Consider the following 24,204-nt stretch of genomic DNA (forward strand, 5'->3'; position numbering starts at 1 on the left):
TCCGAGGTCTCGGAAGAAGCTCCCGCTTCCACTATCTTGCATCTCCGTGACTCCTGCCGCGTCGAGGCGATCGGCGATCACCCGCCCACGGTCCGGCCGTCGACGGCCCGTCGGCCGCATGCAACGTGCGCGGACCTTTCCCGCCGAACCATCCCTGAGAGCAACTGATACTGACGGTCCGTCACATGAGTTGTGCGCTGCGGGATGCCACGACGTGCGGCCTTGGCACGGGAGCCGCACCACGTCCCGTCGCCGCGGTCGCGACCGAAGTGGTGGTCGGAGGCTGTCGATCGGAGTCGTGGGCCGAAGCGGTCCCCCGCGGTGCCGATCACCGCGTCGCCTGCCATGAGAACACCGGCTGCGAACACCGTGAACAGATGCTTCACGCGCTGTGCTCGCCTGGGAAGACCCTTGAAGAGCGGTCACTGAGGTGAGCAGGGCGCCGACGCGTATGGGGATGCCCGCGGCTGCCGCGGGCAGCGTCAGCTCCGCTCGATGTGCGTCAACTCTGTTCGATGTTCAGATGGATGGGGCCTCGCAGGATGGGGCTGGGCCGGTACGGCGGCGGGTCGGCGACCAGCCTGGGCCGGTCCAGGCGGCGTACCAGTTCGTTCAGCGCGGTCTGGGTCTCCAGCCGGGCCAGTGGGCCACCGAAGCACAGGTGGATGCCGCTGCCGAAGCCCAGGTGCTGGTTGTCCTGCCGATCGGGGTCGAAGCGGTCGGGATCGTGGAAGCGGTCGGGATCGCGGCTGCCCGAGGCGAGCATGAGCATGATCTGCGAGCCTTTGGGGATGACGGTGTCGGCTACGGTGATGTCGCTGTACGCAGCCCGCCACGGAATGATGTGTACGGGGGGCTCGTAGCGCAGCAGTTCCTCGACCAGCGACACGACCAGGCCCGGTTCCTCGCGCAGCCGTTGCAGCACCTGCGGGTGGCGCAGCAGCGTCAGCATGCCGTTGGTGATGAGGTTGACGGTGGTCTCGTGGCCGGCGATGAGCAGCAGGTTCGCGGTGCTGACGATTTCGTCGTCGGTCATCCGCCCGTCGGGTCCGTCGTCGTTGGCGAGCCGTGTCAGCAGGTCGTCGCCGGGCCGGCCGTGGCGTTGTTCCAGCAGACCGCCGAGGTACTGGCGCAGGTCCTTGGTGGCCTGCACGCCGTTGTCCAGTTTCTCCTGCGGGTCGGTCTTGGGATCGTAGTCGAGCGAGTCGACGATGGCGTTCACCCACACGTGGAACCGCGGTTCGTCCTCGCGCGGCACGCCGAGCAAGTGACAGATCACCGTGACGGGGAACGGGTAGGCGAAGTCGTCGACGATGTCGATCCGCTCGTTGCCCGCGAAGTCGTCGATCAGGCCGCTGATGGTGGCGGTCAGGTCGGGTTCCATGCCGGTCACCAGCCCCGGGGTGTGCGGAGGGCCGAAGTGGCGCATCGCCAGGCGCCGCAGGCGGTCGTGCTCGGGTGGGTCGAGGTTGATGAACGACGGCGTGGTACGTCCCTCGGCCGTGGCCATCGGCCGCGACAGGTGGCGGACGTCGGAGCTCAGATGCGGGTCGTGCAGTATGCCGCTGAGCTCGCGGTAGGTGCTGATGACGTAGCTGCCGTCCTCCTGCAGGGCCACCGGCGTCTCGCGCAGTTCGGCGTACAGCGGGTAGGGGTCGGCCCGGGCGGAGTAGTCGAGGATCCGGGGCAGGATGTCAGGCGTCTCGGTCGTGGTCATGTCGCTTCCCTCCTACCGGTGCTGCCACGCGGCCGTGACACGCCGCTCGCCCGGGTCGTGGCCGGTGACGACCACCGTGGCGCCCTGGGCGAGCAGAGCGGGGCCGGGGAAGTCGACGGGGACCGGCTTCGCGTCGGCGGGCTCGTCGGGGGTGGGGCAGGGCGGCGGGAAGGGCGCGGCCGTCTCTATCAACTGCCGGTAGTGGTCCAGCCACTTCGCATTGTTGAAGCTGACTGCCGCGGTGACGCGGCCCCGGTAGCCGTATGCGGCGACGAAGCGGTGGTCGGGCACGGATCCCTGGGTGACGACGACCTCGTCGGCGAAGGTCGGTACGCCGACGGACTTGATGTTGACGCCGAACTGGATCGACCAGAACGTGGGGATGGACAGGTGCGGCCAGCGGTCCGCCTGGGCGCTGACCATGTTGTGGGCCGCGACCTTGGCTTGCTCCACGGCGTTGACCCAGTGTTCCAGGGAGATGAGCCGGTACTCGTAGATGGGGTTCGGGCAGCGGGCCACGTCTCCGGCGACGAAGATGTCGTCGGTGATCAGGCCGTTGAGGTCGAGGGCGCGGCAACCCGTGTCGCAGGCGATGCCCCACGGGCCTGCCGCCAGTCCCGAGTCGCGCAGCCACTCGGTGTTGCGGATGCCGCCGAGCGCCACCACCGCCACGTCGGCGTCGACGGTGCTGCCGTCGTCGAAGTGGGCGCGGCGAAAGTGCCCCTGCGCGTCTCCTTCCAGCCGGGTGACCTTGACGCCGCACCTCAGGTCGACACCGTGGGTGCGCTGCATCTCCGTCGCGACCTCGCCGATCATGGCGCCGAGCGCCCCGACCAGCGGGGCCGGCCCGAGTTCGGCGACGGTCACCGGGATGTCCCGCTCGCGGCAGATGGAGGCGATCTCGGAGCCGGTGAAGCCCGCGCCGATGACCAGGACGCGGGAGGGCCCGGCGGCAAGGGCTCGCGCCAGGCCGTCGGCGTGCTCGCGCGTGCGGACGACGAACACCCCGTCCAGGGCCGCCTCGCTCTCGACGAACCAGGGCCGGGCCCGCACCCCGGTGGAGATCAGCACCCGGTCGAAGGGAACCTCGCGGCCGTCAGCGAGATGCACGTGGTTGGCCGCCAGGTCCAGCCCGTCGGCGGGCACGCCCAGCAGCCACTCCGCATCGATGTCACGACGTCGCGGCAGCGTGGTGCCCCCGGCCGGCACCCACCCGGTCAGCACCTGCTTGGACAGCGGGGGCCGGTCGTAAGGCTCCCCCAACTCGTCACCGATCATGGTCAACGACCCCGTGAACCCCTCGTCGCGCAGATCCTCCGCGGCTCGCAGGCCCGCCAGTGACGCCCCGACGATCACGACCCGGCCGTCGCGCTTGAACCCCTTCAGGGTGTCGGCGCTGGTCATGACCGGGACGCCCCCACCGGTGCGTCCCGCCCCTCCAACTGGTCGACCAGAATCGCCTGGAGCGGGCAGGCCGCCGCGGCGCGCAGCACCTGCTCGCGCTGGGCATCATCGGGGTTCGGGTCGTACATCAGCGCTTCCTCGCCGTGCATCCGGAAAGCGTCCGGAGCCAGAAACGCGCACTGCGCATACCCCTGACACCGGGAAAGATCAACGACAACTCTCATCCCGAACTCCATTTCAGGGACGCAAAGCTGCGGGCCCCAGAGGCAGCACCACTACAGCGCCCAAAGCGCGGGGCACGCCTTCGAAGAAGGGAATCGGCTGCTGCTCACCCCTGCGAACGCGAAGGGGGTGCACCACGCACGTCAAAGGTCTCCGCAGGATGAACTGATCATTGCGAATGAGGCCCGGGCGTCTGCAAAACCGCCCGGATAACCTGACCTTGCCGTCAAAAGCCTATCCCGCACGCAGGTCGTCCGCACTCCGGAAATGGGACGCGCGGGCGTCGGTCACCCCGGCGGCCGAGGGTTGAACCGAATGGGTGAAGCGTGCCTTTGGGCTGGGTGTACGGGCTTGCCGAAGAGACTGTCCACCGCGCCTTCGCACCCTGGCGGGTCACCGCCGAGCACGTACTGTCGTACGCCGGGATTCGGAAGAACTTCGAAAGCGCCCGGTACGCCCATGCCGCCGACACCACCTCGGTGCGGGCCGGTCACCGGCAAGGTTCACAACAGCCACCCGGGCCGGGAAGCCCGGCCCGCGAGGGAGCAGCAGCTGCGGCCGGCCGCCAAGCGCCGGGCGCCCGCATCGTCCCATGGCCCGCCGTGCCCCGTGAGGACGTCGCCACGATCCTCGCCGTCGTCAACCCCGCGCTGCTGTCTGCCCTGCCACGGACGGACGGATCGCCGTGACCACCCGCTGCAGGCTCGCCAGCCAGATGGCTGCGTCGACGGCGTAGTACAGCAGCGGGTCGGGCGCCCCGCCGTCCGAGGCGGCGCACACGTCGGCGATGACGGCGCGGTCCGTCGGCAGATTCGGATCCGGGGGCTCGGCGGGCGCGGGGCGCCCCTTCCGGGATCGCAGGTCGTGCATCAGCGGCAGCGCTATCAGCCGCAAATGGTGCGCGGCGTCCCGCAGATGCGCGGCGCTGCGCGGCCAGGCCGCCAGCGCGCCCGGTGGGCAGTGGTCGACCAGGGTCTGCCCCATGGTGATCACCCGGTTCCCGGCGAGCATGATGGCCATCCAGTCCATGTCGACGGACGTGCCGGAAGGGTGCTCCGGGTCCGGGGCACCGCGTTCGGTGGCGTACTGCGCGTAGCTCGCCTCCGCGATCACCTGGGCGAGGCGGGCCCGAGCCAGCGCGTCGCCGGCCGTCCGGTCCCCCGCGATGGTGTCGATGATCTCGGTGACGGCACGGGTGCCCTGGTCCAGCAGCCGGGAGCAGGCCCGTCGCAGCTCCCCGGTGCCGCCTTGTGGCCAGGCCAGCAGCCCCACAAGGGCGCCGATGACGCCGCCGATGACAATGTCCGTGAACCGGACTGCGGCCACCCCCGGCCCGGTGGGAGCGAGCTGGGCGAAGGCGGCGACCGAGGCGATCGTCGAGAACGCCTGGCCCCAGCCCATGCCGAGCACGGGCCCCGCCGAGAACGCCAGGAGGTACAGGGGCAGCATCACGACCGCGTACGCCGCCACGTGGTCGCCCACGGAGTACAGCATCACAGCTGCCGCGGCGGCCCCCGCGAGCGTGCCGCCGAACGCCGGCCACAGCGCCGTACGGGTACCCGTGGCGCTGGTGCGCATCACGGTGATGGTGGCCAGCAGCGCCCACAGGCCATGGGACAGATCGAGCGCGCCCACGACCAACCGGGCGGCCGCCAGGGCCAGCGCGATCCGGACGGAGTTCTGGAAGTACACCGACCGCGGCGTGAGATGGGCCTGCAGGCGCCGCGCGTAGAGCGAGAGCGTAGGCCGCCCTACGTACCAGAACGGGCCCGGCCGCTCCGCGGGCGGCGTCGCGTCCGCGGGCACGGGCGCGCCGAGTGCGATCCGCACCGCCGTGACCAGGAGAGCCCCGGTGTACGCGATGTCCAGGGCGATCGCGCCGCCGCGCACCACGGCCGCGCTGTTGGCGCCCCATGTCGGCGGGCGGATGCGGTGGGCTTCGAAGTCCGCCGCGGCCGCGGTGTACGGGGCGTCGGAAGGCGCGGGCCCCCGGCCGGACAGCCCGAGAGCGACGCCGCGGCATGTGGTGGCCGACGCGTGCAGCAGCCGGGACGCCGCGGGGTCGCGGGCGCCGGGCGCCTCGCGGGCGTCCTGCGTCAACTGCCAGGTCTGGGCCAGCAGATGACGCATGTAGGTGGCACCCTGGCACAGCGCCCGGTCCCGCGCCGACGCCGACGTCGGGCGCTCGTCGTCCGGCACCCGGCTCAGCCGCAGCTCTTGCGACGCCGACACCAGCCGCTCCGGGCTGTCGAACGGTGACCGCGGCTCCGCTGCGAGAGCCCGCAGCGCCCCGGAGGCCAGCGCCGCGGCGCGTTCGAGGCGGTCCGCGTAACGCCCCGGCGGGCGATCCGGCAGCAGCCACATCTCCGCCGCCGCCATCAGCACCATCCCGGTCGCCAGCCCGACCAGGCGCGCTCCCAGCGTCTCGGGGGCGTACGGCGGAAAGCACGCCAGGATGTAGAACGCCTGGAGGCCGCCTGCCAGCCCCCCGATCCGGGGCGCGCCCACCCCCGCGAACGTCACCAGGAAGCCCACTCCGAGCATCCCGAGGGCCGCCGTCCACGAGTGCACCGCGAGCACGGTGCCCAGGGTGACCAGCGCGGCCGCGACCGGCAGCGCCGCCAGCAGCGTGCGGGCGCGCTCACGCGGCGTACCCGGAACGAAGGACATCCCCCCGGAGGCGATCGCTCCGAACAGCGCGTAGATCGCCGCGACATGGTTCCCCAGGCCGTAGCGGGCGGCATAGAAGCCCGCACACGCCACCAGCGTCACCCGGACCGAACGACGCACCGCCCGCAGACCCGGATCACGGGCCTTCAGCCACTCCAGGCCACCGCCAAAGGGCACCCGCGGCCTCCTCGTTCATTCGGCACAGCGCACGCCTGCCCCCACTCATCACGGTAGGCGGGGCGGATTCGCCCGGCCACCGCGCACCCGGGGCCGATCCGGCGGGCAATCCACTCCTACCGAATACCCTCTCAGGGGCGGGACTTGGCCTGGTTGTGGTGCTCGACTGAGTCGCCGCGGGCGACGAATACGTCGGCGACCAGCGCCGGAGGGAACAGGCCGTGCTCGACGACGCCAGGGGTGGCGCCGAGCAGCGCCGCCACGCCCGCGAGGTCGTCCACGGCACCGTGGTAGTCCGCGATGACGCCGCCGTCGGGGCTGCGTGGCGCGTTGCGCAGGGAGACCGGGTGGAGCAGGCGCATGGTCGCGGCCAGCCCGAACTCGAGCAACTCGAGCGGGACCGGCGGGTGCAGCGCTGTCACTCGTTTACTCGAGTCGGCGATCACGACGAAGCGATCGGCGGCCGCCGCGACGATCTTCTCCCTGGTGTGCGCGGCGCCGCCGCCCTTGACGAGCCAGCCGTCCGGCGCTATCTGGTCCGCACCGTCGATCGTGATGTCGAAGCGGTCGATGCTGCCGAACGGTTCGACCCGCAGATCGAGCATCAGAGCCGCCTCCTCGGTCCGCGGCGACGTCGCGACACACCGCAGTGACAGCCCGCGGCGGGCCAGCGCAGGCAGAAGGTAGGCGACGGTCGAGCCGGTGCCGAGGCCGACGGTCATGCCGTCCTCTACGAGCTCGGCCGCGGCCTCGGCGGCAAGTCGCTTCTCATGCTCGACGCTCATGGATGCCCTCCTCCTTGACCAGGCCAGACCTCAGGCGCTGGGTGGTCTCCCGCTGGTCACCGCGAAGAGGACGCCGGCGGTGTGGAGCTCGTGGTCCGCCTGGACGGCACGGTCGGTGAGGACCTTGTCGCTCGTGACCAAAGCGCCGTCGACGTCGGCAAGAAACAGCCGGATCGGTCGGATTGATTTCCGAAAGTTGCTGGCAGGTACCGCCACGACCGGCTTGAGTTGCAGTCGCGTTCCTCTCGAACGGAGTGGAAAGCCAATACCCTTGCGGGCGCACGACGCTTGCATATGCCCCTTAGGATTCCATTCAACCCTATTAGGGCGATGTAGCGAAGATAAGAGATACATGCGAGTATCGAGGATTATGTGGCGAAGCTCTTGCGGGGCCTGACGTCCAAAATTCACACAACGCATTTTGGGCCGGCCCCTGAGGGGAGCGGGTAGTGACGCAGACAGTTCCTGACAAGACGGCCCACGTGCTGGGGGTCGACATCGGCGGGACCGGTATCAAGGGAGCGCCGGTCGACCTCGAGCTCGGCAGTCTCATCGGTGAGCGGGTCCGGATCCCGACCCCGCAACCGGCGACCCCAGGGGCAGTCGCGGACGTCGTCGTGACAGTGCTCTCCCAGATCGGCGTCCCAGGACCGGTCGGGCTGACGCTCCCGGCCGTCATCCGGGGCGGCAAAGTCCAGACGACGTCCAATATCGACCCGGCCTGGATGGAGACGGACGCGGCCCAGCTCTTCGCAGGAGCGACCGGCCGCGACGTGAGGGTGGTGAACGACGCCGACGCGGCCGGGATCGCCGAGATGCGCTTCGGTGCCGGCAAGGGACGCAAGGGCGTCGTCGTGATGGTGACACTCGGCACCGGTATCGGCAGTGCCGTCTTCTCGGACGGGCTCCTGGTGCCCAACAGCGAGCTCGGGCACCTGCCGCTGCACCACGAGGACGCCGAGGACTGGGCCGCGGAGTCGGTGCGCGAGCGCGACGACCTGTCGTGGAAGAAATGGGCGCACCGCCTGGAGACGTATCTCGAACTCGTCCAGCGGCTGCTGTGGCCCGACCTGATTGTCATCGGCGGCGGCGTCAGCAAGAAGGCCGACAAGTTCCTGCCGCACATCGAGCTCAGGACCGAGATCGTGCCGGCGCAGCTGTTGAACGATGCGGGCATTGTCGGCGCGGCGCTCTTCGCCCCGGCCGGGAAAGCTCAACCCTAGTCTGCCGCGCTCGATATGACCGCAGGGGCGGCACCTTCAGGGAGGCTCGCATTGAGCAACAACGACCTGGAAACGCTTTCCGTCAACACGATCCGCACGCTGTGCATGGACGCCATCCAGACGGCCAACTCCGGCCATCCGGGGACGCCGATGGGAATCGCCCCGGTCGCGTACACGCTCTGGCAGCGCTTCCTGCGCTTCGACCCGGCCGATCCGATCTGGCCCAACCGCGACCGCTTCGTGCTGTCGGAAGGACACGCCTCCGCGTTGCTCTGGTCGCTGCTCCACCTCACCGGCGTGCAGGCTGTCGACCCCGACTACGAGATCCTCGGCCGACCCGCCGTGAGCCTCGACGACCTCAGGACGTTCCGCCAGCTCGGCTCGCGCTGCCCCGGGCACCCGGAGTACCGGTGGACCAGCGGCGTGGAGACCACGACCGGCCCGCTCGGCCAGGGCGTTGCGACCTCGGTCGGGATGGCGATCGCCGGGCAGTGGCTCGCCGCCCGGTACAACCGCGACGACTTCACCGTCTTCGACTTCGACGTGTACGCGATGGCCGGCGACGGCTGCATGATGGAGGGCATCTCCTCGGAGGCTGCCTCGCTGGCGGCTCACCAGGGGCTGTCGAACCTTTGCTGGATCTACGACTCCAACCGGGTGACGATCGAGGGCCACACCGACATCACGTTCACCGAGGATGTGGCGGCCCGGTTCATCGGCTACGGCTGGAACGTCACCACCGTGGCCGACGCCAACGACCTCGACGCCGTGGCCCGCGCGCTGCACACCTTCAAGTCCGAGAACGAGCGCCCGACGCTCATCGTGGTGCACAGCCACATCGGCTACGGGTCGCCGGCCGAGGACACCCCGAAGGCACATGGCGCGCCGTTCGGCGTGGAGGGCGTCAAGTCGACCAAGCGATTCCTCGGGATGCCGGAAGACAGGGAGTTCTTCGTTCCCGACGGCGTCTACGAGCACTTCGCCGCAGGCGTCGGCGCGCGCGGTCGCGAAGCCCGGACGAGCTGGGAGGCTCGATTCGAGGCCTACCGAACCGCCCATCCCGATCTCGCCGACGAGCTGGAGCGCATTCAGCGGCGTGACCTGCCGGAGGGCTGGGAGTCCGCGCTGCCGACCTTCCCGGCCGACCCCAAGGGCATCGCCGGCCGTGACTCCAGCGGCCAGGTGCTCAACGCGCTTGCCCAAGCCGTGCCGTGGGTGGTCGGCGGGTCGGCGGACCTTTCGCCGTCCACCAAGACCAACCTCACGTTCCCCGGCGCCGGGGACTTCCAGGCCGACGACCGCTCGGGGCGCAACCTTCACTTCGGGATCCGCGAGCACGCCGCCACCGCGATCACGAACGGGATGGCGCTGACCAAGCTGCGCCCGTACTGGTCGGGGTTCCTGATCTTCTCGGACTACGCGCGCGGCGCGATTCGGCTTTCGGCTCTGATGGAGATCCCGGTCGTGCACATCTTCACCCACGACTCGATCGGGGTCGGCGAGGACGGTCCGACCCACCAGCCGGTCGAGCAGCTCGCGTCGCTGCGCGCGATGCCGGGGCTGCTGGTGTTCCGCCCGGCCGACGCGAACGAGGTCGTCGAGACCTGGCGGATCGTCGCCGCGCTCCGGCACGAGCCGGCGGTGCTGGTCCTGTCCCGTCAGGCACTGCCGACCCTCGACCGCTCCGCGATGGGGGCCGCATCCGGGGTGGCCAGGGGAGCCTACGTCCTGGTCGACGCGGCGGACGGCAAGCCCGACGTCATCCTGCTCGCCACCGGGTCGGAGGTCCAACTCGCGCTCGCGGCCCGTGCCGAGCTCGCCGCCGAGGGCCTCGCGGCTCGCGTGGTCAGCATGCCCTGCTGGGAATTGTTCGACCGCCAGCCCAGGGAATACCGCGACTCGGTCATCCCGCCCGGGGTCAGGGCCCGGGTCGCCGTCGAGCAGGCGGCGACCCTCGGCTGGGACCGTTACGTCGGCGACGGCGGCGCGGTCGTCGGCATGCACACGTTCGGGGCATCGGCACCGCTCAAGCAGCTGCTGACCAAATTCGGCTTCACCCCCGAGAAGGTCACCCGGGTTGCCCGCGAGTGCGTGGCCGCCGGCAGGGAGCAGGCGTGAACGTAACCCAGCACTACCAGCTAATCCACCAGGGCACCAAGCTCATCCCGGTGGACCTGATCGGCTTCGGCACGACCGAGGGCGAGGTGCGTGCCGAGGGGGCAGCCGAGGTCGTGGCGTCGCACCGGGTGATGGAGGCCGCCCGACGAAGGTGCTGCCGGCCGAGGTGCTCACCCCGTACCGGCTCGGCATGCTGGTCGCGCTCTACGAACGAAGCGTGTTCACCCAGGGGACGAGCTGGGAGATCGACTCCTTCGACCAGTGGGGCGTCGCGCTCGGCAAGGTGCTCGCTGTCGCGATCATCGCGGAGTTCGATGGCGCGACCGACCTTGAACTCGGCCACGACTCGTCCACGAACGCGCTGATCCGGCACTACCGCACGCTCAAGGACCAGGAGGCACCCCATGGCGACAGACAAGCCCATGCAGCTCGGGATGATCGGGCTCGGCCGGATGGGGGCGAACTTGGTGCGTCGGCTGATGCGAGACGGCCACCATTGCGTCGTGTCCGACGTCAACGCGGCGGCCGTCGCCGAACTGGCCGGCGAGGGCGCGACGGGCGCAGACTCACTCCAGGACTTCGTCGCGAAACTGGACAAGCCACGGGCCCTGTGGCTCATGCTTCCGGCTGCCATCGTCGACTCCATCCTCGACCAGCTCGTGCCGTTGCTGGAGCCCGGCGACATCCTCATCGACGGTGGCAATTCCTACTACCGCGACGACATCACGCGCGCCAAGCGTCTTGCCGACAAGTCGCTGCACTATGTCGACTGCGGGACCAGCGGTGGGGTCTGGGGGCTGGAGCGCGGCTACTGCCTCATGATCGGCGGCGAGGACGAGGTCGTGGCCCACCTCGACCCGATCTTCAAGTCGATCGCTCCCGGCGAGGGCAGCGCCGAGCCGACACCGAGCCGGACCCGGACCGACGGTACCGCCCCGCTCGGGTACCTGCACTGCGGGCCGAACGGCGCCGGGCACTTCGTGAAGATGGTCCACAACGGGGTCGAGTACGGGATGATGGCCGCGATCGCCGAGGGCCTCAGCATCATCAAGCGCGCGGACGCCGGCACAAGGCGGCAAGAGGTCGACGCGGAGACGACGCCGCTGCGCGATCCGTGGGCCTACCAGTACGACATCGACGTCGGCGAGGTGGCCGAGGTCTGGCGGCGCGGCTCGGTCGTCGGCTCGTGGCTGGTCGACCTGACCGCCGAGGCCTTCGCCAGGTCGCCCTCCCTCGACGCCTTCGCCGGGCGGGTCTCCGACTCCGGGGAAGGCCGCTGGACCGTCCTCGCCGCGGTGGACGAAGGCGTCCCGGTACCGGTCATCACCACCTCGCTCTACGAGCGCTTCGAGTCCCGGGAGGCCGGGGAGTTCACCGACAAGATCCTCTCTGCGATGCGCTCCGAATTCGGCGGGCACGCGGAAAAGAAGGGCTGAGGGCTGTGCATCGCGAACTCGAGGTCGTCGCCGACCCCGATGCGGTCGCCGGCACCGCTGCGGCGTTCGTGGCGCGGCTGGCCCGGGCCCGCGTGCAAAAGCACACGGCCGATCCACGTTCGCGGTCAGCGGGAGGCACACGCCATGGGCGAGGTTCGCGCGGCTCGCACCTGAGGATGTCCCCTGGGAGCACGTGGCGGTGTTCCAGGTCGACGAGCGGGTCGTGCCCGACGGCGACCCGGACCGTAACCTCAGGATGCGGCGGCCGCCCGGGATCCTGCTCGCGTCGGCGCCCGGCCGCCGACAGAACCATGGTGCCCGACCCCATTGCCGTGCCGGCTCCGTAAGGAGGATGAGGTGGCTTCGAACTCGTCGAACGTTCCCGCGGACGTGCTGGTCATTTTCGGGATCACTGGCGACCTCGCGCGAAAGATGACGTTCCGCTCGCTCTATCGGCTTGAGCGGCGCAAGCTGCTGACCTGCCCGATCATCGGAGTGGCGCGCGACGGCTGGTCCGACGACGCGCTGCGTGACCACGCCCGCACGGCGATCAAGGCAACGGGCGAGCCGCTGGACGAAACCGTCTTTGCCCGGTTCGCCGCCCGACTCAGCTATGTGCAGGGCGATTACGCCGACCCTGAGACGTTCCATCGCCTCGCCCAGGCGGTCAACGGCAAGCGGCGCCCGGTCTTCTACCTGGAGATCCCGCCGTCGCTGTTTGCCCGGGTGGTCGGGGGCCTGGCAGGCGCCGGGCTGACCAAGGGCGCCCGGGTTGTCGTGGAGAAACCGTTCGGGCATGACCTCGCGTCGGCGCGCGCCCTCAACACCGAGCTGCGTCAGCTCCTCGACGAGGATCAGCTGCTGAGGATCGACCACTTCCTCGGCAAAGAGCCGGCGATGGACATTCTGTTCCTGCGGTTCGCCAACTCCGTGTTCGAGCCGGTGTGGAACCGCGACCACGTCTCCTGCGTGCAGATCACCATGGCCGAGGACTTCGGGGTCGAGGACCGCGGCCACTTCTACGACCCGGTCGGCGCCCTCCGCGACGTCGTGCAGAACCATCTGCTGCAGCTGCTCGCCCTGGTGGCGTCCGAGCCGCCGTCAGCCGCCGACGCGGACGCGCTCCGAGACCGCCGGGTTGACGTGTTCCGGGCGATCCCGGACGCCGACCCGGCCCACTACGTGCGCGGGCAGTACGAGGGGTACCTGGCGGTCCCCGGCGTGCAGCCGCACTCGCGCACCGAGACCTTCGTCGGGCTGCGACTGGAGGTCGAGAACTGGCGCTGGTCCGGGGTGCCGTTCTTCATCCGCGCCGGCAAGTCGCTCCCCGAGCGAGTGACCGAGATCCGGATCGTGTTCAAGCGCCCGCCGCGGCTGGCGTTCGCGGAGCGGTTCGCCCCCGAGCCCGACCAGTGGATCCTGCGGATCGATCCGAGCCCTGGCATGAACTTCAGCATCCAGGCCAAGCAACCGGGCAAGCAGGACACGCAGCTGGTGGACCTTGACCTCCTCTTCGCGGCCGAGCTCGGTGAGGCACCCGAGCCGTACGAGCGCCTGCTCAGCGATGCGATGCAGGGCAACGCGAGCCTGTTCACCCGGGAGGACTCGGTGGAGGAGACGTGGCGCATCGTCCAGCCACTGCTGGAGGCGCCCGGCGACCCCGAGCGCTACCGGCAGGGGACGTGGGGACCGGCGGGAGTGAGCAAGCTCGTCGCCGGATACCCGCGATGGCACGAACCATGGCTGCCGGCGAGGTCTCCCGACTGACGAGCTCGGCGTGGTGTGCGGCACCGGCTGCCGGTCGTCGTGGGCGCGGCGGTCTGCGCTGTTGTGGCCGGCTGCCGCTCCAACACGGCGATCGCCGAATGGATCGACGACGTCCCGGCCGCGACCATGCTCGCCTTGGGTATCAACCACAGAATGGAATTACGGCGTGCTGGAGATATGGGACCGCTCGGCCAGGAGGCGCGCTCCGTTCGAGTCGGCGCGAACTCTGCGGCACGTTCCCGCGCATCCCGGGGCCGCAGCGAAGGCTGCCTGTCATGGTGCCGTTGAGAAGGCGCTTCGGGCCCAGTCGGCGAACGACGTCCAGCGAAGTTCGGGGTGGTCGGCGTGCAGCGACGGCAGGTCGACGCCGTAGCCGACGCTGCGCAGGAACGCCCACATCGCTCGCATGTCGTCGTTGCCGATCTCGTCGAGCTGCACTTCGTTGTACCGAACAGTCCCACCGAGAGCCGCGCCCAACGCGGTCGCCATGTCACCGGGCGTGGGGGCGTCGCCGGCGAGCTCGATGCGCTGTCCGACGAACGCGTCGGGCGCGACGAGGACAGCGGTCGCAAAAGCACCCAGGTCGGGGCGCGCCAGTTGCTGGAGACGGCGGTCGGCCGGCAGGGGGAGATCGAGTACCCCCCGGCGGATCCGCTCCTCGTCGCCGAGGGCGTTGTCGAAGAAGTAGGTGGGCCCCAGGATCGTGTAGGGCACCTCGCCTGCGGCCAGTTCCCGCTCGATGACGGCCTTGGTCTCGAAGTGCGGTACGCCGGTGTCCTGGTCGGCACCTGCGACGGAACTGAAGACCAGGTGTGGCACACGGGCCTGATGCGCGGCGGCGAGAATGGCTCGGCCCTGTGCGATCTCGGCGGCTGGTCCTGACTCGAAGGGCGTGGTCATCGCGAAGACACCGGCTACTCCCCGCATGGCTGACGCCAGGGATTCCCGGTCCTCGAGATCTCCGCCCACGACCTCGACGTTTTGGCCGGCCAGGCGCCGGGCCGAGGCGGATCGAGGGTTGCGGACCAGGCCGCGGACGGCGGCACCGCGGGACCGCAATGCGCGGACGACGGCGCCGCCCTGTCCCCCGGCTGCCCCGAGTACCAGGATCGGCTGGTCAAGGCTCATGATGAAAGGTCCTTCCGAATCGACTCCGCAGGACCTCGCCGCCACCAGTGGGACCAGGCAACTGCATCAGTGTGCTTGCGATGCCGGAACACCGACTGCTCGTGGAGCGTGCAAGCGTCCCTGTCCGGTGACCGGTGCGGCGCGCCGGGTTGCCTGATTCATTGACTGAGGGCACCGTGGTCAATATGTGTCACATTGTCCCGGAAGGAGCTCGCTGTGGCCGGGACTTCCGACCAGATGTCGCGGACGATGTGGCCGCAGCTGCGGGTCGCTGACTGGACCGAGACCCGGGACACCCTGCACATGTGGACCCAGATCGTAGGCAAGATCCGGCTGGCCCACGCGCCCCTGGTCAACCACTGGTGGCAGGTCACTTTTTATGTCAGCCCGCGCGGTCTGACGACATCGGCGATTCCCTATCGTGCCGGAGTATTCGACATCGAGTTCGACTTCCTCGATCATCTACTGCGTATCCGCAGCAGCAACGGCACCCACCGCACCGTGGCCCTGGAGCCCAGACCGGTGGCCGACTTCTACCGCGAGACCATGCAAGCCCTGGGCGAGCTGGGAATCGAGACAAGGATCCAGGCGCATCCGAACGAGGTGGACCCGGCGATCCCCTTCGACGAAGACCACCAGCACGCTTCCTACGACCCAAACGCCGCACAGTTGTTCTGGCGGCAATTGCTGCAGGCCAACCGGGTGCTGGGAGAGTTCCGCTCGTACTTCGTCGGCAAGGTGAGCCCAGTGCACTTCTTCTGGGGCGCCATGGACCTGGCCTGCACGAGGTTCTCGGGACGCGCGGCCCCACCGCATCCGGGCGGCGCCCCGAACTGTGGTGACTGGGTGATGGTGGAGGGCTACTCCCACGAGTTGAGCAGCTGCGGGTTCTGGCCCGGCGGCGGGGAAGAAGGGGCCTTTTACTCGTACGCCTACCCCGAGCCGGATGGCTTCGCCGGCCATCCGATCAGCCCGGCCGACGCGTTCTACAGCCCCGGCCGCGGCCAGTTCCTCCTGCCCTACGAGGCGGTGCGCACCGCGGCCGACCCGGACAGGACAGTGGCTGACTTCCTGCACACGACCTACGAGGCTGCCGCGGAACACGGCGACTGGGACCGGGCGACCCTCGAAGAGGACCCGAACCGGTGGCGGGAGCAGGGGTAGACCCTCACTGGCTCCTTGCCTCTCGGCGGCGCCGGATGGCTGGGTGGCGAAGGGCTTCCGTCCGGTCGATCGAGACCAGCAGTTCCTGCTCCCGCTGGACATGCGCCAGTGGCTTCCTGGCGACCATGTGGTGTGGGTGCTGCTGAAGGTGGTCGGGCAGCGGCACCAGGACTCTCGTCGAGCAGGCTGCCACGGCGGATGTGGCCGAGAACGCCGCGTTCGGGGCCGCGGAACGCAGCGTCTACGGATCTACTGCGTGAGCCGCGAGACGAGAAACGGTCTTGGAAATGCGGCCCCCGAGTATCTCTGGGGGCCGCATGGCTCACTCCGCTGGGCCGCGGACGGCGAGGTCCTGCAGGCGGGCGGACGTGCCGTCACGCTGCGCACGCCACAGCCCGTACTTGGCCAGCAGTCCGTTGGAGACGGTCAGCAGGTTCTTGTATGGAGGTGCCGCCAAACCCTTGGATGTGTGAGGTGCGTAGATGGCGCCCTCCTCTGTGACGGTGAGCCAGCCCGTGAGCGTCCGCATTCCCACCCCGACACATTGTGGTTGGAAGGCGTGAGCAAGGAACCCGGCTCTACGGCCGCCAGTCGGAACCAACCCGGGGGGCATGTCGAGGTGCAGTCCTGCGCTGTCGTGACTGGTGACTTGTACAGGGACAATGACCGGAGAGCCGTCCGCGCCGCGGTAGGCCAGCAGTCGATGCGGCAGTCGGCGGATCCGACGCGCGACCGCAGCGACGTCGAGACGTGGGCCGGTACCGTTTTTCGGTGCTTTCTGTTCCGTTGGCAGATGAGGCCAAGCGGCCCCCGTGACCGCACATGCGCCTCGGGCTTCCAAGTCCTCCCACACGGTGACACGTTCGAGTTCGACGTCGACGAAGACGCGCTCTTGGTGGTATTCGCGCAGTAGCCAGTCCCACAGCGGCCCACGCCTCGTTTCTCCGAGGAAGGGCTTCGAGGCCTGCATCAGGTCGGCCAGACGTTCCTGCGTCGGGCGCAAGTCGACCGACGCGGTCCCCTGGGCCAGCACGTACGAGGTGCTCGTGGCAAGGCCGTGTTCACGCGCGTGATAGGCCAGGGAGACATGCGGGTTGTGCAGGATCCGTTCCAGTTTCTTCGGGAAACCGAGCGAGGTGGTGAAACCGACAAGGCCGGCCTCTCGGTTTCCGAGGCCCACTGGCGAGACACTGGTGACCACAGTGCCGCCGGCCGGAGTGACATAGGCGACCGCCACGGTGAGGTCGCCTATGATCACGTCGTCTGCCGCATCTGGCCATCTCAGCGGGGTGGAGGTCATGCGCCGATTCCGCGGAGGATACCGAGATCTGCTGCTGCCCGGAGGCGCAGGCCGGGGACAAGCGGGCGCACCGGCTCTGGCAGACCCGAAAGCACCAGGTCAACTTCCGCGGGTGTGCCCACTTCATCGAGGAAGCCGACCATCAGGTGTCCGGCTACGGGTGGGGTGGTGGCGATCACTCGCTGTGAGAAGTCCTCCCACTCCGCTGGGGTGAGATGGTCGCGAAGCGCCGGGAAGAGCACGGGCTCTTCGTGGGCCAGGTGGTCGTGCACACGGTCGCGTACCGTCACGGCGGCGGCGTGCAGCGCGGCACGGACTGTTGTGGCGCTCGTCCCGCCCTGGTCGGCGGTGGGCTTGGCCGTCTCACTCAGGTTGCCGCCGGCTCCGTTGCCGTTCATGGCGACGGCAGCCAGTTGGTTGAGTGCCGCGTCGAGTCGTTCATGCTCTTCGCTGAGCGAGTCGAGCTCGAGCGCAGCGGCTGGCACAGCCGCAACGATCCGAGGCCACAGGTCGTTGTCCTCGCTCTCGTGGTGATGGTCCAGGTTCGAGACAAGGAAGTCCCGCAGTTGCGCCAGCGCGCTGAGCGGAACCGAAGGGTTGAGGGCCGCCTCAGCCAGCAGGGTGCTGGCCGCTCGGTGGACGTCATGGGCAAGCCGGGTCTCAACGATCGCCGTTGATTCCGTAGGGGGGGTCATCGTCATGTTGAGGAACCTGTTCAGATGAGGGTGCGGTGGGTTCGATGTCGATGCGGGTGCCGTCGGGCTACGACACGACGGCGAATTGAAAGACCCATCTGCCGCCAGGCCCGAAGCCCCTTTGACTCGTGGGTAGTGGTGACTCGCCCGCGCACGGCGCCCCACTCGTAGCGTGGGCGCTCCCACGCGGCGACGGTTCCCTCGGCCACTTCGGCCCAGGCGTGTGGACGTTCAGACGCTCGGCGTCGTTCGTGGGCCGGTTCCGGGTGCGGGCAGGGTCGAGTCGGTCCGTACCGCTTGGCTGTCGGCGCTGCCGCGCCTTGCAGGTGTCCGCGTGATCGCCGCTCCGCACCGGCTGGGCCGCTGCGGAGCGGCGATCGTCAGGGTGCGGTCACTATCCGGCGGCCCAGAAGGAGTAGTGGTGCCGGGTGGCGAAGTCCTTCTCGTCGACCGGCGTGGGCGGTACCAGCGACTTCACGTCCGTGGTGTTGCGGAAGGAGGGCCAGTGCACGGCGGCGGTGGAGGGGTTGCCGGTCGCGGCGAAGTGGATCCAGGCGGCGCGCATGCTCTTGGCGAGCTGGTCCTGGTCGGCGCTGAACGAGTCCTTGAGCGGCGCGTCCGGCAGGTCGAACAGATAGGGGAGTTCGGACAGGTGCGTCGCGACGGGCGGGTTGACCTTCAGGTATCGCGCGGGCGCGGCGTCGTCGTTGAATTCGTAGGCGTAGGTCGGCGTGCGCTTGGAGATCCACTTGTCCACCTGCGCGGCGGTGACGGAGAAGTCGGCGTCCCCGAGCAGTGTGCCCAGGGCCGCGGTCGGCGAGGCGTAGGAGGCGAGCGGGTACTCGTCCGCGACGGCCTTGGCCCGCGCGTCGGTGACACCCAGCACCGAGGCGATCGTCTGCTGGTAGTTCTCGGCGGTCACCCCGCCCGGGGGCAACGGCGCGTAGGCGCCGTCGTGGAGGGTCACACGGGTGGCGAGGATGATCTGCTCCTCCTCGTGGTTGGACCCGTCGAGGACCGGCACGCGGGCAAACCGTCCGGCAGCCAGCGAAGTGCCGATCGACTCCTTGAGGACCTTGCCGTCGATGATCGCGGCGCGCGGGTAGGAGGGTGGGTATTTCGCCACCAGCTCTTCGACCGGCACCTTGCGCAGACAGTCGGCGCTCTGGTCTGTGCAGCCGACGGTGTTCGCGAAGGTCTTGCCGTCGTCCTCCGCCTTGGCCAGCGGCAGCTGGTTCAGGGCGAAGGTGCCGCTCTGCACGATGGCGCGCTGGAACAGTCCGCGGGAGCCGGGAGACGTGAGGTGGGCCAGCACGGACTCACCGCCGGCCGATTCGCCTGCGATGGCCACCTTGTGCGCGTTGCCGCCGAACTGGCCTATGTTGCGCTGCACCCAGCGCAGGGCGGCCTGCTGGTCCATCAGACCGTAATTGCCGGACGAGCCGTCATGGGAGGCCAGCGCCGGGTGGGCCAGGTAGCCCAGGGCACCGAGACGGTAGTTGACGGTGACGACCACGCTGCCCTCTGCGGCCAGCTTCGAGGGGTCGTAGTCGCGTCCGGCGCCGGTGACGAGGCCACCGCCGTGGAACCACACGATCACCGGAAGGTGCCCCTGACGGCGGTGGTTGTCCGCGGCGGGCGTGGAGACATTGAGGTACAGGCAGTCCTCACTCTGCGCGCCCCCGGTGGTGGACATGGGCTGCGGGCAGCTCGGCGCGAAAGCGGTTGCGTCACGCACGTCCCTCCAGCGCTCCGCCGGGTGCGGGGGCTGCCACCGCAGGTCGCCGGTTGGGGCGGCGGCATACGGCAGCCCACGGAAGGTGTAGCCGCCGGGCACGGCCGTGCCGCGTACGGCACCTTCGTCGGTGGTCACGACCGGAGCGCCGGCAGAGCCGGCCGGACCGGTACTGGCGCTGGTCTCGGCGGCTCCGGCGCCCATCGTTGCCACGGTTGCCGCGACAAGACCGGCACCAAGGGCGGCCAGCGGTAGACGCCACTTCCGCCAGGGCGATTTCCTCGCGTGGGTTTCATTCATGATCTTGGTTCCTTCGGTTCGGTGGAACACCGATGCGCTGCTGCCGCGCATTCGCGTTTGGGCCGGCGGGCACACTCCGGCCCTGGCCGGACGGCCCGCCGACGGGGGTCTGACCGTTTGCGACCAAGGGGTGGCGCGCGACTGCACGACGACGAGCAGCCGCACCCTCGACGGGGCATGGTCTCTAATGTAGATCATAACCCCGTCAGCAATCGCCCCCCGTATGGGATGCATATCTCTTTCAGGGACTCGCTGGGGCCAGGGGCGCGCGGGGCCGGGTGTTGGGGGCCGTCCTTGGCGGTGAGCCGCCGTCGTGGCGCGTCCGCCCACCCGCGATGGGGCGTCACACTGCTCCCTGGGCGCCGTGCGAGCCGGCGCAAGAAGTCAGGGTGGACCGATTCCGGACTCATCACCGACCGCCGAGGGCGCATCGTCGATGGTGTCGAACTCAGGCCGCCCGGCTGAGCACTTCGAAAGCGGTGTCGGTCAGAGGGAGACGTGCGGCGGCGAAGGCAAGGTTCTCGCGCTCGGTGTAGTCCACGACGTCCTCGGCACGGCGATCGTCTGCCGGCGGCACCTTCGGGTCGATGCGATGAAGCAGGTAGCGGTCGATGCGTTCCACGTCGATGTGGCGCAGGCTCAGTTCGGTCTGCTGCCGCAGGTACTCAGGGCGCCCTAGGGCGCCAGTCTCCCGGTCGGAGCGGGTCAGGCCGCCCTTGGTGGCGATGACCAGGTCCGCCCGGTAGGGGTGGTAGCAGAGCCTTGCGGATCAGCGCCTCGCTCGCGAAGGGGCCGTAGGAGTCGGCGGTATCGATGAAGTTGATCCCGCCTCGACGGTCCGGCGCAGCACTCCTACGACCTCCTGCGGGTCCCTTGGGGCGCCCACACCCCAGAGCCGGTCAGCACTTTGGCCCCATAGCCGAGGCGGTTGACGGGAAGATCGCCGCCGAGCCCGAAGACTCCGGAGTGGTCGGCCAGGGGGGAAGGTCGGGATGTCATGTCGCTGTGCCCCATGAGGAACTGTGCTCCATGAGGAAAGGGGATGCTGCCCATTCCGCGCGGGACGAGCGGCCCGCCTGTCCTCCCCCTACGGCAGGACCAGCAGCCGGGTTCCGCGGTGGCCGCATCTCACGCGGTGCCGGGGCGAGGCGGCAGGACGCCGACGCCCGTCGCGCCTCGGGCGCGGCGCCGTACGACGTGCCGTTACGGTCCGCCTGTCCCGGGGGGTCCGTGTCAGATTTTGATCATGACCTTCAGTGCCTCACGCCGGGCCATCGCCCGGTAGCCCTCGGGCGTCTCCTCCGGACAGATGATGCGGTCGAAGACGCGGCCCGGGTCGACGGTGCCATAGGGGCCAGCAGACAGCAGCTCGTCGATGTAGGCACGCACCGGAGCCACCGCGCCGGTCAAGGTGATGACGGATCGGGATGCCGCAGCCGTCCGCCGGCGCAGGACCGGCCACCCCCTTCCCTGCCGTGACGGGTGGGCTCAGCCGGTGGTGCGCTCGTCGTAGGCGCTGCGGGCCGCGCGGACTTGGTGGGCGCGGTTCTGGGTCCAGTCGCACAGGACCCGGGTCTCCTCGGCGATCTCCTTGCCGAGATCGGTGAGCGAGTACTGGACCAGTGGCGGGGTGGCGTTGGCGTCCACGCTCCGCAGGAGCAGTCCGTCGCGTTCCAGGGTGCGCAGGGTCTGGGACAGCATCTTGCGGCTGATCCCGCCGACGGACCGCTGCAGCTCGGAATACCGCTGCACGTTGCGTTCGCGCAGGCTCACGAGCATGAGCAGCACCCACTTGTCGGCCAGGTCCACGAAGACATCACGACTCGGGCAGGCCGCGTCAAGGATGTCCATGGGCCGGTAGGTGTCGATGACTGGCGGCTGGTCCTGTGGCATAGGCCTCATCCTACACCAGGGCACGGATGCACACATGTACTCTTTCAGGAGTGTGGTCTACTCTAGAAACCAGGTCGAGATTCGAGGGGCCACCCTCCCCTATTCCGCCCGGGAACCCCCAGAAGAAAGGACGCAGCCGCATGACACCACCGAACAGGGCCGAACAGCTGGCGCAGAGCATTGATCTGGCCGTGAGTGCCGTCAATGGCGCGCGAGTGGGCCAGTACCGCAATCCGACGCCGTGTACGGACTTCACCGTTCGGGACCTCGTCAACCACGTCGCCAGAATGCTCCTGCTGACGACGGGTGCCGGGAGCCGGACCGAGTGGGACCCTGGCCTGCTGACGGCCGACCCGGTGCCGGTCCTCGCCGGGCATCCGGAGCCCGACTGGGCCGCAGTGGTCAGCAAGACCGCGGAGCCCGCAGCCGACGCCTGGTCCGGCACCGCGCCATGGAAAGGCGAGGCGAGTCTCGTCGGACCGCCCATGCCTGCCGCGGTACTGGGCGAGATCCTCATCGCGGAGTTCACCGTGCACGCATGGGACACGGCGGTGGCCACCGGACAGCCCCTTACGGTCCCGGTGCCGCTGGCCGCCGTGACGCTGGAAACCTTCACGCGTGAGGCACCGCGCATGCGGGGCTTCGGGCTGCTCGCCGACGAGGTTCCACAGGACGCCGGTGCGCCCGCGTTCGACCGGGCACTGGCTCTGACCGGACGGGACCCGCGATGGATCCGCCCCGCCGCCTAGCGGCGCGACCTCCCGATTTCACCGGAACTCATCGATCACGTCTCGCGGTACCCCTACCTGACCTGTGCCGCGAGACCGCATGAAATGCACACACAATGGAGAAGAACATGACAAGCGTACCCGCCAATGCAGAGCTTTCGGTCGACGAGCTGAAGGCCCTTCTGAAGCTTCAGCAGGAGGCCTTCCTCAACGAGGGGCCGCCGTCCGCGGAGGTCCGGCGCAACCGGCTCGACCGGCTTCTCGCGGCGGTCCTCGGGTCCGCCGACGAGCTGGCCGAGGCACTGAGCGCCGACTTCGGTAACCGGCCCGTGGGCTACACCCTTGGGACCGAGATCACCACGAGCATCCACGTGGTCAAGCACCTGCAGGCCAATCTCGAGGACTGGATGCAGCCCATCGACTACCCGGACGACTTCCTGCCGACAACGGTCGATGTCGACCCGCTCGGTGTCGTGGGTGTGGTCGGCCCGTGGAACTTCCCGATCACCCTGGTCGTGCACCCCGCCGCAGAGGCCATCGCAGCCGGCAACCGCGTCATGATCAAGTTCTCGGACGGTGACGTCCGGACCGGCGAGGTCTTCGCCAGGGCGATCGCGAAGTACTTCGACCCGTCCGAGGTGGCTGTGGTCCTGGGTGGGGTGGAGCTGAGCGCAGCGTTCTCGGCCCTGCCGTTCAACCACCTGATGTTCACCGGGTCTCCCGGTGTCGGCAAGCTCGTCCAGAAGGCGGCTGCCGAGAACCTCACCCCGGTCACCCTCGAGCTCGGAGGCAAGAACCCGGTCGTGGTGGGCCGCGACGCGGTCCTGTCCGATGCAGCGGTCCGACTGGCCGGCTCACGGCTGGCCAACGGCGGCCAGTTCTGCCTCGGCCCCGACTACGTCTTCGTACCGCGCACGAGCGTGGAGGAGTTCGTGGACCGGACACGGCAGGCCTTCGTCGACTTCTTCCCCGACTACGCCACGAACCCCGGCGTGACCTCCGTGATCAACGAGAAGAACTTCGACCGGATCACCGAACTGGTCGACGACGCCGTCACGAAGGGCGCGCGGGCCGTCCTGGGAGTTCCCGAGGGTGACCGGGCCGCGGTCGCGGACCGCTCCACGCGCCGCATCCCGCCGACGATCCTGCTGAACGTGACTGACGACATGCGGATCGCCCAGGAGGAGATCTTCGGGCCGGTCATCGTGGTGTTCCCCTACGACGACATCAAGGAAGCCATCGCCTACGTCAACGACCGGCCGTCGCCACTGGCGGCGTACTGGTACGGCGACGACAGTGCCGACTTCCGCGAGTTCCGTCGCCGTACCGCCAGCGGCGGCATGGCCCGCAACGACTTCGCGGTGCAGATCTTCCAGCCCGACGTCCCCTTCGGCGGCATCGGCCAGAGCGGCATGGGCGCCTACCACGGCAAGACCGGATTCGACACCTTCAGCCACAAGCGCGCCATCACCACCTCCCAACTGCCCGTCCCCTACGCCGTGCAGTCCGTGACCTTCAGCGAGGAGGGGCTCGCCCAGACCAAGGAACTGCTCTCCTCCGCACTCGCCGAGGTCACCGCGCGACTGAAGTAGCACCGACCGCCATGCCGCCGACCGCGGCAGCACGGACAACAGAACCAGCGGTGGCGTCGCCCCTCCTCTGGAGGAGGATGCGGGCCACCGCTGCCCGGCACGACGCCCCACACACAGGACCGCGTGCACCTTGCCCGGGACGGCCGTCAC

20 protein-coding genes and 4 pseudogenes are annotated in these 24,204 nt (G+C 69.3%); 11 read left to right on the top strand and 13 right to left on the bottom strand.

The features are described from left to right. Positions 1–502: 502 nt before the first annotated feature. The 3 genes from ABZ642_RS28510 to ABZ642_RS28520 are packed head-to-tail and all read right to left on the bottom strand — an operon-like array spanning position 503 to position 3,345. Positions 503–1,717 carry a cytochrome P450 gene (locus tag ABZ642_RS28510; RefSeq protein ID WP_360489292.1) on the bottom strand — a complete coding sequence of 405 codons (1,215 nt, stop codon included), beginning with the start codon at positions 1,715–1,717 and terminating at the stop codon, positions 503–505. Between the two features lie 12 nt (positions 1,718–1,729). Beyond that, a complete protein-coding gene (locus ABZ642_RS28515) occupies positions 1,730–3,121 on the bottom strand; it encodes an FAD-dependent oxidoreductase (RefSeq protein ID WP_360489293.1) in 1,392 nt (463 codons plus the stop codon). Further along, positions 3,118–3,345 carry a ferredoxin gene (locus ABZ642_RS28520; RefSeq protein ID WP_360489294.1) on the bottom strand — a complete coding sequence of 76 codons (228 nt, stop codon included), beginning with the start codon at positions 3,343–3,345 and terminating at the stop codon, positions 3,118–3,120. Before ABZ642_RS28520 ends, ABZ642_RS28515 begins: the two co-directional genes overlap by 4 nt. Positions 3,346–3,753: 408 nt before the next feature. Here ABZ642_RS28520 and ABZ642_RS28525 point away from each other — a divergent pair. Continuing rightward, positions 3,754–3,837: pseudogene (locus ABZ642_RS28525) on the top strand (GNAT family N-acetyltransferase); the annotation flags it as partial. A 145-nt stretch (positions 3,838–3,982) separates the two neighbouring features. On the opposite strand, the gene ABZ642_RS28530 reads toward ABZ642_RS28525, so the two are convergent. From ABZ642_RS28530 to ABZ642_RS28540, 3 genes are all read right to left on the bottom strand, one after another. After that, a complete protein-coding gene (locus ABZ642_RS28530; protein ID WP_360489295.1) occupies positions 3,983–6,190 on the bottom strand; it encodes an FUSC family protein in 2,208 nt (735 codons plus the stop codon). Positions 6,191–6,321: 131 nt separating this feature from the next. Further along, positions 6,322–6,975 (bottom strand): ribose 5-phosphate isomerase A, encoded by a 654-nt coding sequence (rpiA, locus tag ABZ642_RS28535; RefSeq protein ID WP_360489296.1) that lies wholly within the window; start codon positions 6,973–6,975, stop codon positions 6,322–6,324. 30 nt (positions 6,976–7,005) lie between these two features. Then, the gene (locus ABZ642_RS28540; RefSeq protein ID WP_360489297.1) at positions 7,006–7,395 is read right to left on the bottom strand and encodes an HAD hydrolase family protein; all 390 of its coding nucleotides are present in this window, start codon (positions 7,393–7,395) and stop codon (positions 7,006–7,008) included. Between the two features lie 29 nt (positions 7,396–7,424). Here ABZ642_RS28540 and ppgK point away from each other — a divergent pair, with 29 nt between their 5' ends. The 7 genes and pseudogenes from ppgK to ABZ642_RS28575 form a co-directional block, all read left to right on the top strand. Continuing rightward, on the top strand, positions 7,425–8,198 hold the full coding sequence (gene ppgK, locus ABZ642_RS28545) for a polyphosphate--glucose phosphotransferase (protein WP_360489298.1): 774 nt from the start codon (positions 7,425–7,427) through the stop codon (positions 8,196–8,198). Between the two features lie 51 nt (positions 8,199–8,249). Further along, on the top strand, positions 8,250–10,316 hold the full coding sequence (gene tkt, locus ABZ642_RS28550) for a transketolase (RefSeq protein WP_360489299.1): 2,067 nt from the start codon (positions 8,250–8,252) through the stop codon (positions 10,314–10,316). Between the two features lie 190 nt (positions 10,317–10,506). After that, a pseudogene (locus ABZ642_RS28555) lies at positions 10,507–10,623 on the top strand (hypothetical protein); the annotation flags it as partial. Positions 10,624–10,738: 115 nt separating this feature from the next. Further along, positions 10,739–11,752, top strand: coding sequence for a phosphogluconate dehydrogenase (NAD(+)-dependent, decarboxylating) (gene gnd / locus ABZ642_RS28560; RefSeq protein ID WP_360489378.1), 1,014 nt, complete (start codon positions 10,739–10,741; stop codon positions 11,750–11,752). Then, positions 11,706–12,188, top strand: a complete 483-nt coding sequence (locus ABZ642_RS28565; RefSeq protein WP_360489379.1) for a 6-phosphogluconolactonase — start codon at positions 11,706–11,708, stop codon at positions 12,186–12,188. The genes gnd and ABZ642_RS28565 overlap by 47 nt, the downstream gene beginning before the upstream one ends. After that, a complete protein-coding gene (zwf, locus tag ABZ642_RS28570; RefSeq protein ID WP_360489300.1) occupies positions 12,110–13,519 on the top strand; it encodes a glucose-6-phosphate dehydrogenase in 1,410 nt (469 codons plus the stop codon). Before ABZ642_RS28565 ends, zwf begins: the two co-directional genes overlap by 79 nt. A gap of 12 nt (positions 13,520–13,531) precedes the next feature. Next, a pseudogene (locus tag ABZ642_RS28575) lies at positions 13,532–13,807 on the top strand (hypothetical protein); the annotation flags it as partial. On the opposite strand, the gene ABZ642_RS28580 reads toward ABZ642_RS28575, so the two are convergent. Continuing rightward, the gene (locus ABZ642_RS28580; protein WP_360489301.1) at positions 13,793–14,647 is read right to left on the bottom strand and encodes an NmrA/HSCARG family protein; all 855 of its coding nucleotides are present in this window, start codon (positions 14,645–14,647) and stop codon (positions 13,793–13,795) included. The pseudogene ABZ642_RS28575 and the gene ABZ642_RS28580 overlap by 15 nt on opposite strands. A 237-nt stretch (positions 14,648–14,884) precedes the next feature. Here ABZ642_RS28580 and ABZ642_RS28585 point away from each other — a divergent pair, with 237 nt between their 5' ends. Continuing rightward, positions 14,885–15,811 carry a DUF5996 family protein gene (locus ABZ642_RS28585; protein ID WP_360489380.1) on the top strand — a complete coding sequence of 309 codons (927 nt, stop codon included), beginning with the start codon at positions 14,885–14,887 and terminating at the stop codon, positions 15,809–15,811. Positions 15,812–16,133: 322 nt separating this feature from the next. Here the strand turns inward: ABZ642_RS28585 and ABZ642_RS28590 are convergent, their stop codons facing one another. From ABZ642_RS28590 to ABZ642_RS28615, 6 genes and pseudogenes are all read right to left on the bottom strand, one after another. Next, complete coding sequence (locus tag ABZ642_RS28590) at positions 16,134–17,111, bottom strand: hypothetical protein (protein ID WP_360489302.1); 978 nt, start codon at positions 17,109–17,111, stop codon at positions 16,134–16,136. Then, positions 17,108–17,812, bottom strand: coding sequence for a hemerythrin domain-containing protein (locus ABZ642_RS28595; RefSeq protein ID WP_360489303.1), 705 nt, complete (start codon positions 17,810–17,812; stop codon positions 17,108–17,110). The genes ABZ642_RS28590 and ABZ642_RS28595 overlap by 4 nt, the downstream gene beginning before the upstream one ends. Positions 17,813–18,200: 388 nt before the next feature. Next, positions 18,201–19,679, bottom strand: a complete 1,479-nt coding sequence (locus ABZ642_RS28600) for a carboxylesterase family protein (protein ID WP_360489304.1) — start codon at positions 19,677–19,679, stop codon at positions 18,201–18,203. A 670-nt stretch (positions 19,680–20,349) separates the two neighbouring features. Continuing rightward, positions 20,350–20,840, bottom strand: a pseudogene (locus ABZ642_RS28605) (aldo/keto reductase); the annotation flags it as partial. A gap of 234 nt (positions 20,841–21,074) precedes the next feature. Further along, a complete protein-coding gene (locus ABZ642_RS28610) occupies positions 21,075–21,230 on the bottom strand; it encodes a hypothetical protein (RefSeq protein WP_360489305.1) in 156 nt (51 codons plus the stop codon). 99 nt (positions 21,231–21,329) lie between these two features. Continuing rightward, positions 21,330–21,734, bottom strand: coding sequence for a helix-turn-helix domain-containing protein (locus ABZ642_RS28615; RefSeq protein WP_360489306.1), 405 nt, complete (start codon positions 21,732–21,734; stop codon positions 21,330–21,332). Between the two features lie 140 nt (positions 21,735–21,874). On the opposite strand from ABZ642_RS28615, the gene ABZ642_RS28620 reads away from it, so the two are divergent. Together ABZ642_RS28620 and ABZ642_RS28625 are read left to right on the top strand one after the other, a co-directional pair. Then, positions 21,875–22,483 carry a TIGR03086 family metal-binding protein gene (locus tag ABZ642_RS28620; RefSeq protein ID WP_360489307.1) on the top strand — a complete coding sequence of 203 codons (609 nt, stop codon included), beginning with the start codon at positions 21,875–21,877 and terminating at the stop codon, positions 22,481–22,483. Between the two features lie 107 nt (positions 22,484–22,590). Then, the gene (locus tag ABZ642_RS28625) at positions 22,591–24,054 is read left to right on the top strand and encodes an aldehyde dehydrogenase family protein (RefSeq protein WP_360489308.1); all 1,464 of its coding nucleotides are present in this window, start codon (positions 22,591–22,593) and stop codon (positions 24,052–24,054) included. The last annotated feature ends 150 nt before the right edge of the window (positions 24,055–24,204 follow it).

This window comes from Streptomyces sp. NPDC007157, from assembly GCF_040634235.1.
Lineage (GTDB): Bacteria > Actinomycetota > Actinomycetes > Streptomycetales > Streptomycetaceae > Streptomyces.

Excerpts from the sequence above, each read along its gene's own strand:
- ABZ642_RS28590 (WP_360489302.1), bottom strand. The coding sequence starts at position 17,111 with ATGACCTCCACCCCGCTGAGATGGCCAGATGCGGCAGACGACGTGATC.
- ABZ642_RS28595 (WP_360489303.1), bottom strand. The coding sequence starts at position 17,812 with ATGACGATGACCCCCCCTACGGAATCAACGGCGATCGTTGAGACCCGG.
- ABZ642_RS28580 (WP_360489301.1), bottom strand. The coding sequence starts at position 14,647 with ATGAGCCTTGACCAGCCGATCCTGGTACTCGGGGCAGCCGGGGGACAG.
- ABZ642_RS28510 (WP_360489292.1), bottom strand. The coding sequence starts at position 1,717 with ATGACCACGACCGAGACGCCTGACATCCTGCCCCGGATCCTCGACTAC.
- ABZ642_RS28520 (WP_360489294.1), bottom strand. The coding sequence starts at position 3,345 with ATGAGAGTTGTCGTTGATCTTTCCCGGTGTCAGGGGTATGCGCAGTGC.
- gnd (WP_360489378.1), top strand. The coding sequence starts at position 10,739 with ATGCAGCTCGGGATGATCGGGCTCGGCCGGATGGGGGCGAACTTGGTG.
- rpiA (WP_360489296.1), bottom strand. The coding sequence starts at position 6,975 with ATGAGCGTCGAGCATGAGAAGCGACTTGCCGCCGAGGCCGCGGCCGAG.
- ABZ642_RS28615 (WP_360489306.1), bottom strand. The coding sequence starts at position 21,734 with ATGCCACAGGACCAGCCGCCAGTCATCGACACCTACCGGCCCATGGAC.
- ABZ642_RS28540 (WP_360489297.1), bottom strand. The coding sequence starts at position 7,395 with ATGCGTTGTGTGAATTTTGGACGTCAGGCCCCGCAAGAGCTTCGCCAC.
- ABZ642_RS28515 (WP_360489293.1), bottom strand. The coding sequence starts at position 3,121 with ATGACCAGCGCCGACACCCTGAAGGGGTTCAAGCGCGACGGCCGGGTC.
- ABZ642_RS28585 (WP_360489380.1), top strand. The coding sequence starts at position 14,885 with ATGTCGCGGACGATGTGGCCGCAGCTGCGGGTCGCTGACTGGACCGAG.
- ABZ642_RS28625 (WP_360489308.1), top strand. The coding sequence starts at position 22,591 with ATGACAAGCGTACCCGCCAATGCAGAGCTTTCGGTCGACGAGCTGAAG.
- ABZ642_RS28620 (WP_360489307.1), top strand. The coding sequence starts at position 21,875 with ATGACACCACCGAACAGGGCCGAACAGCTGGCGCAGAGCATTGATCTG.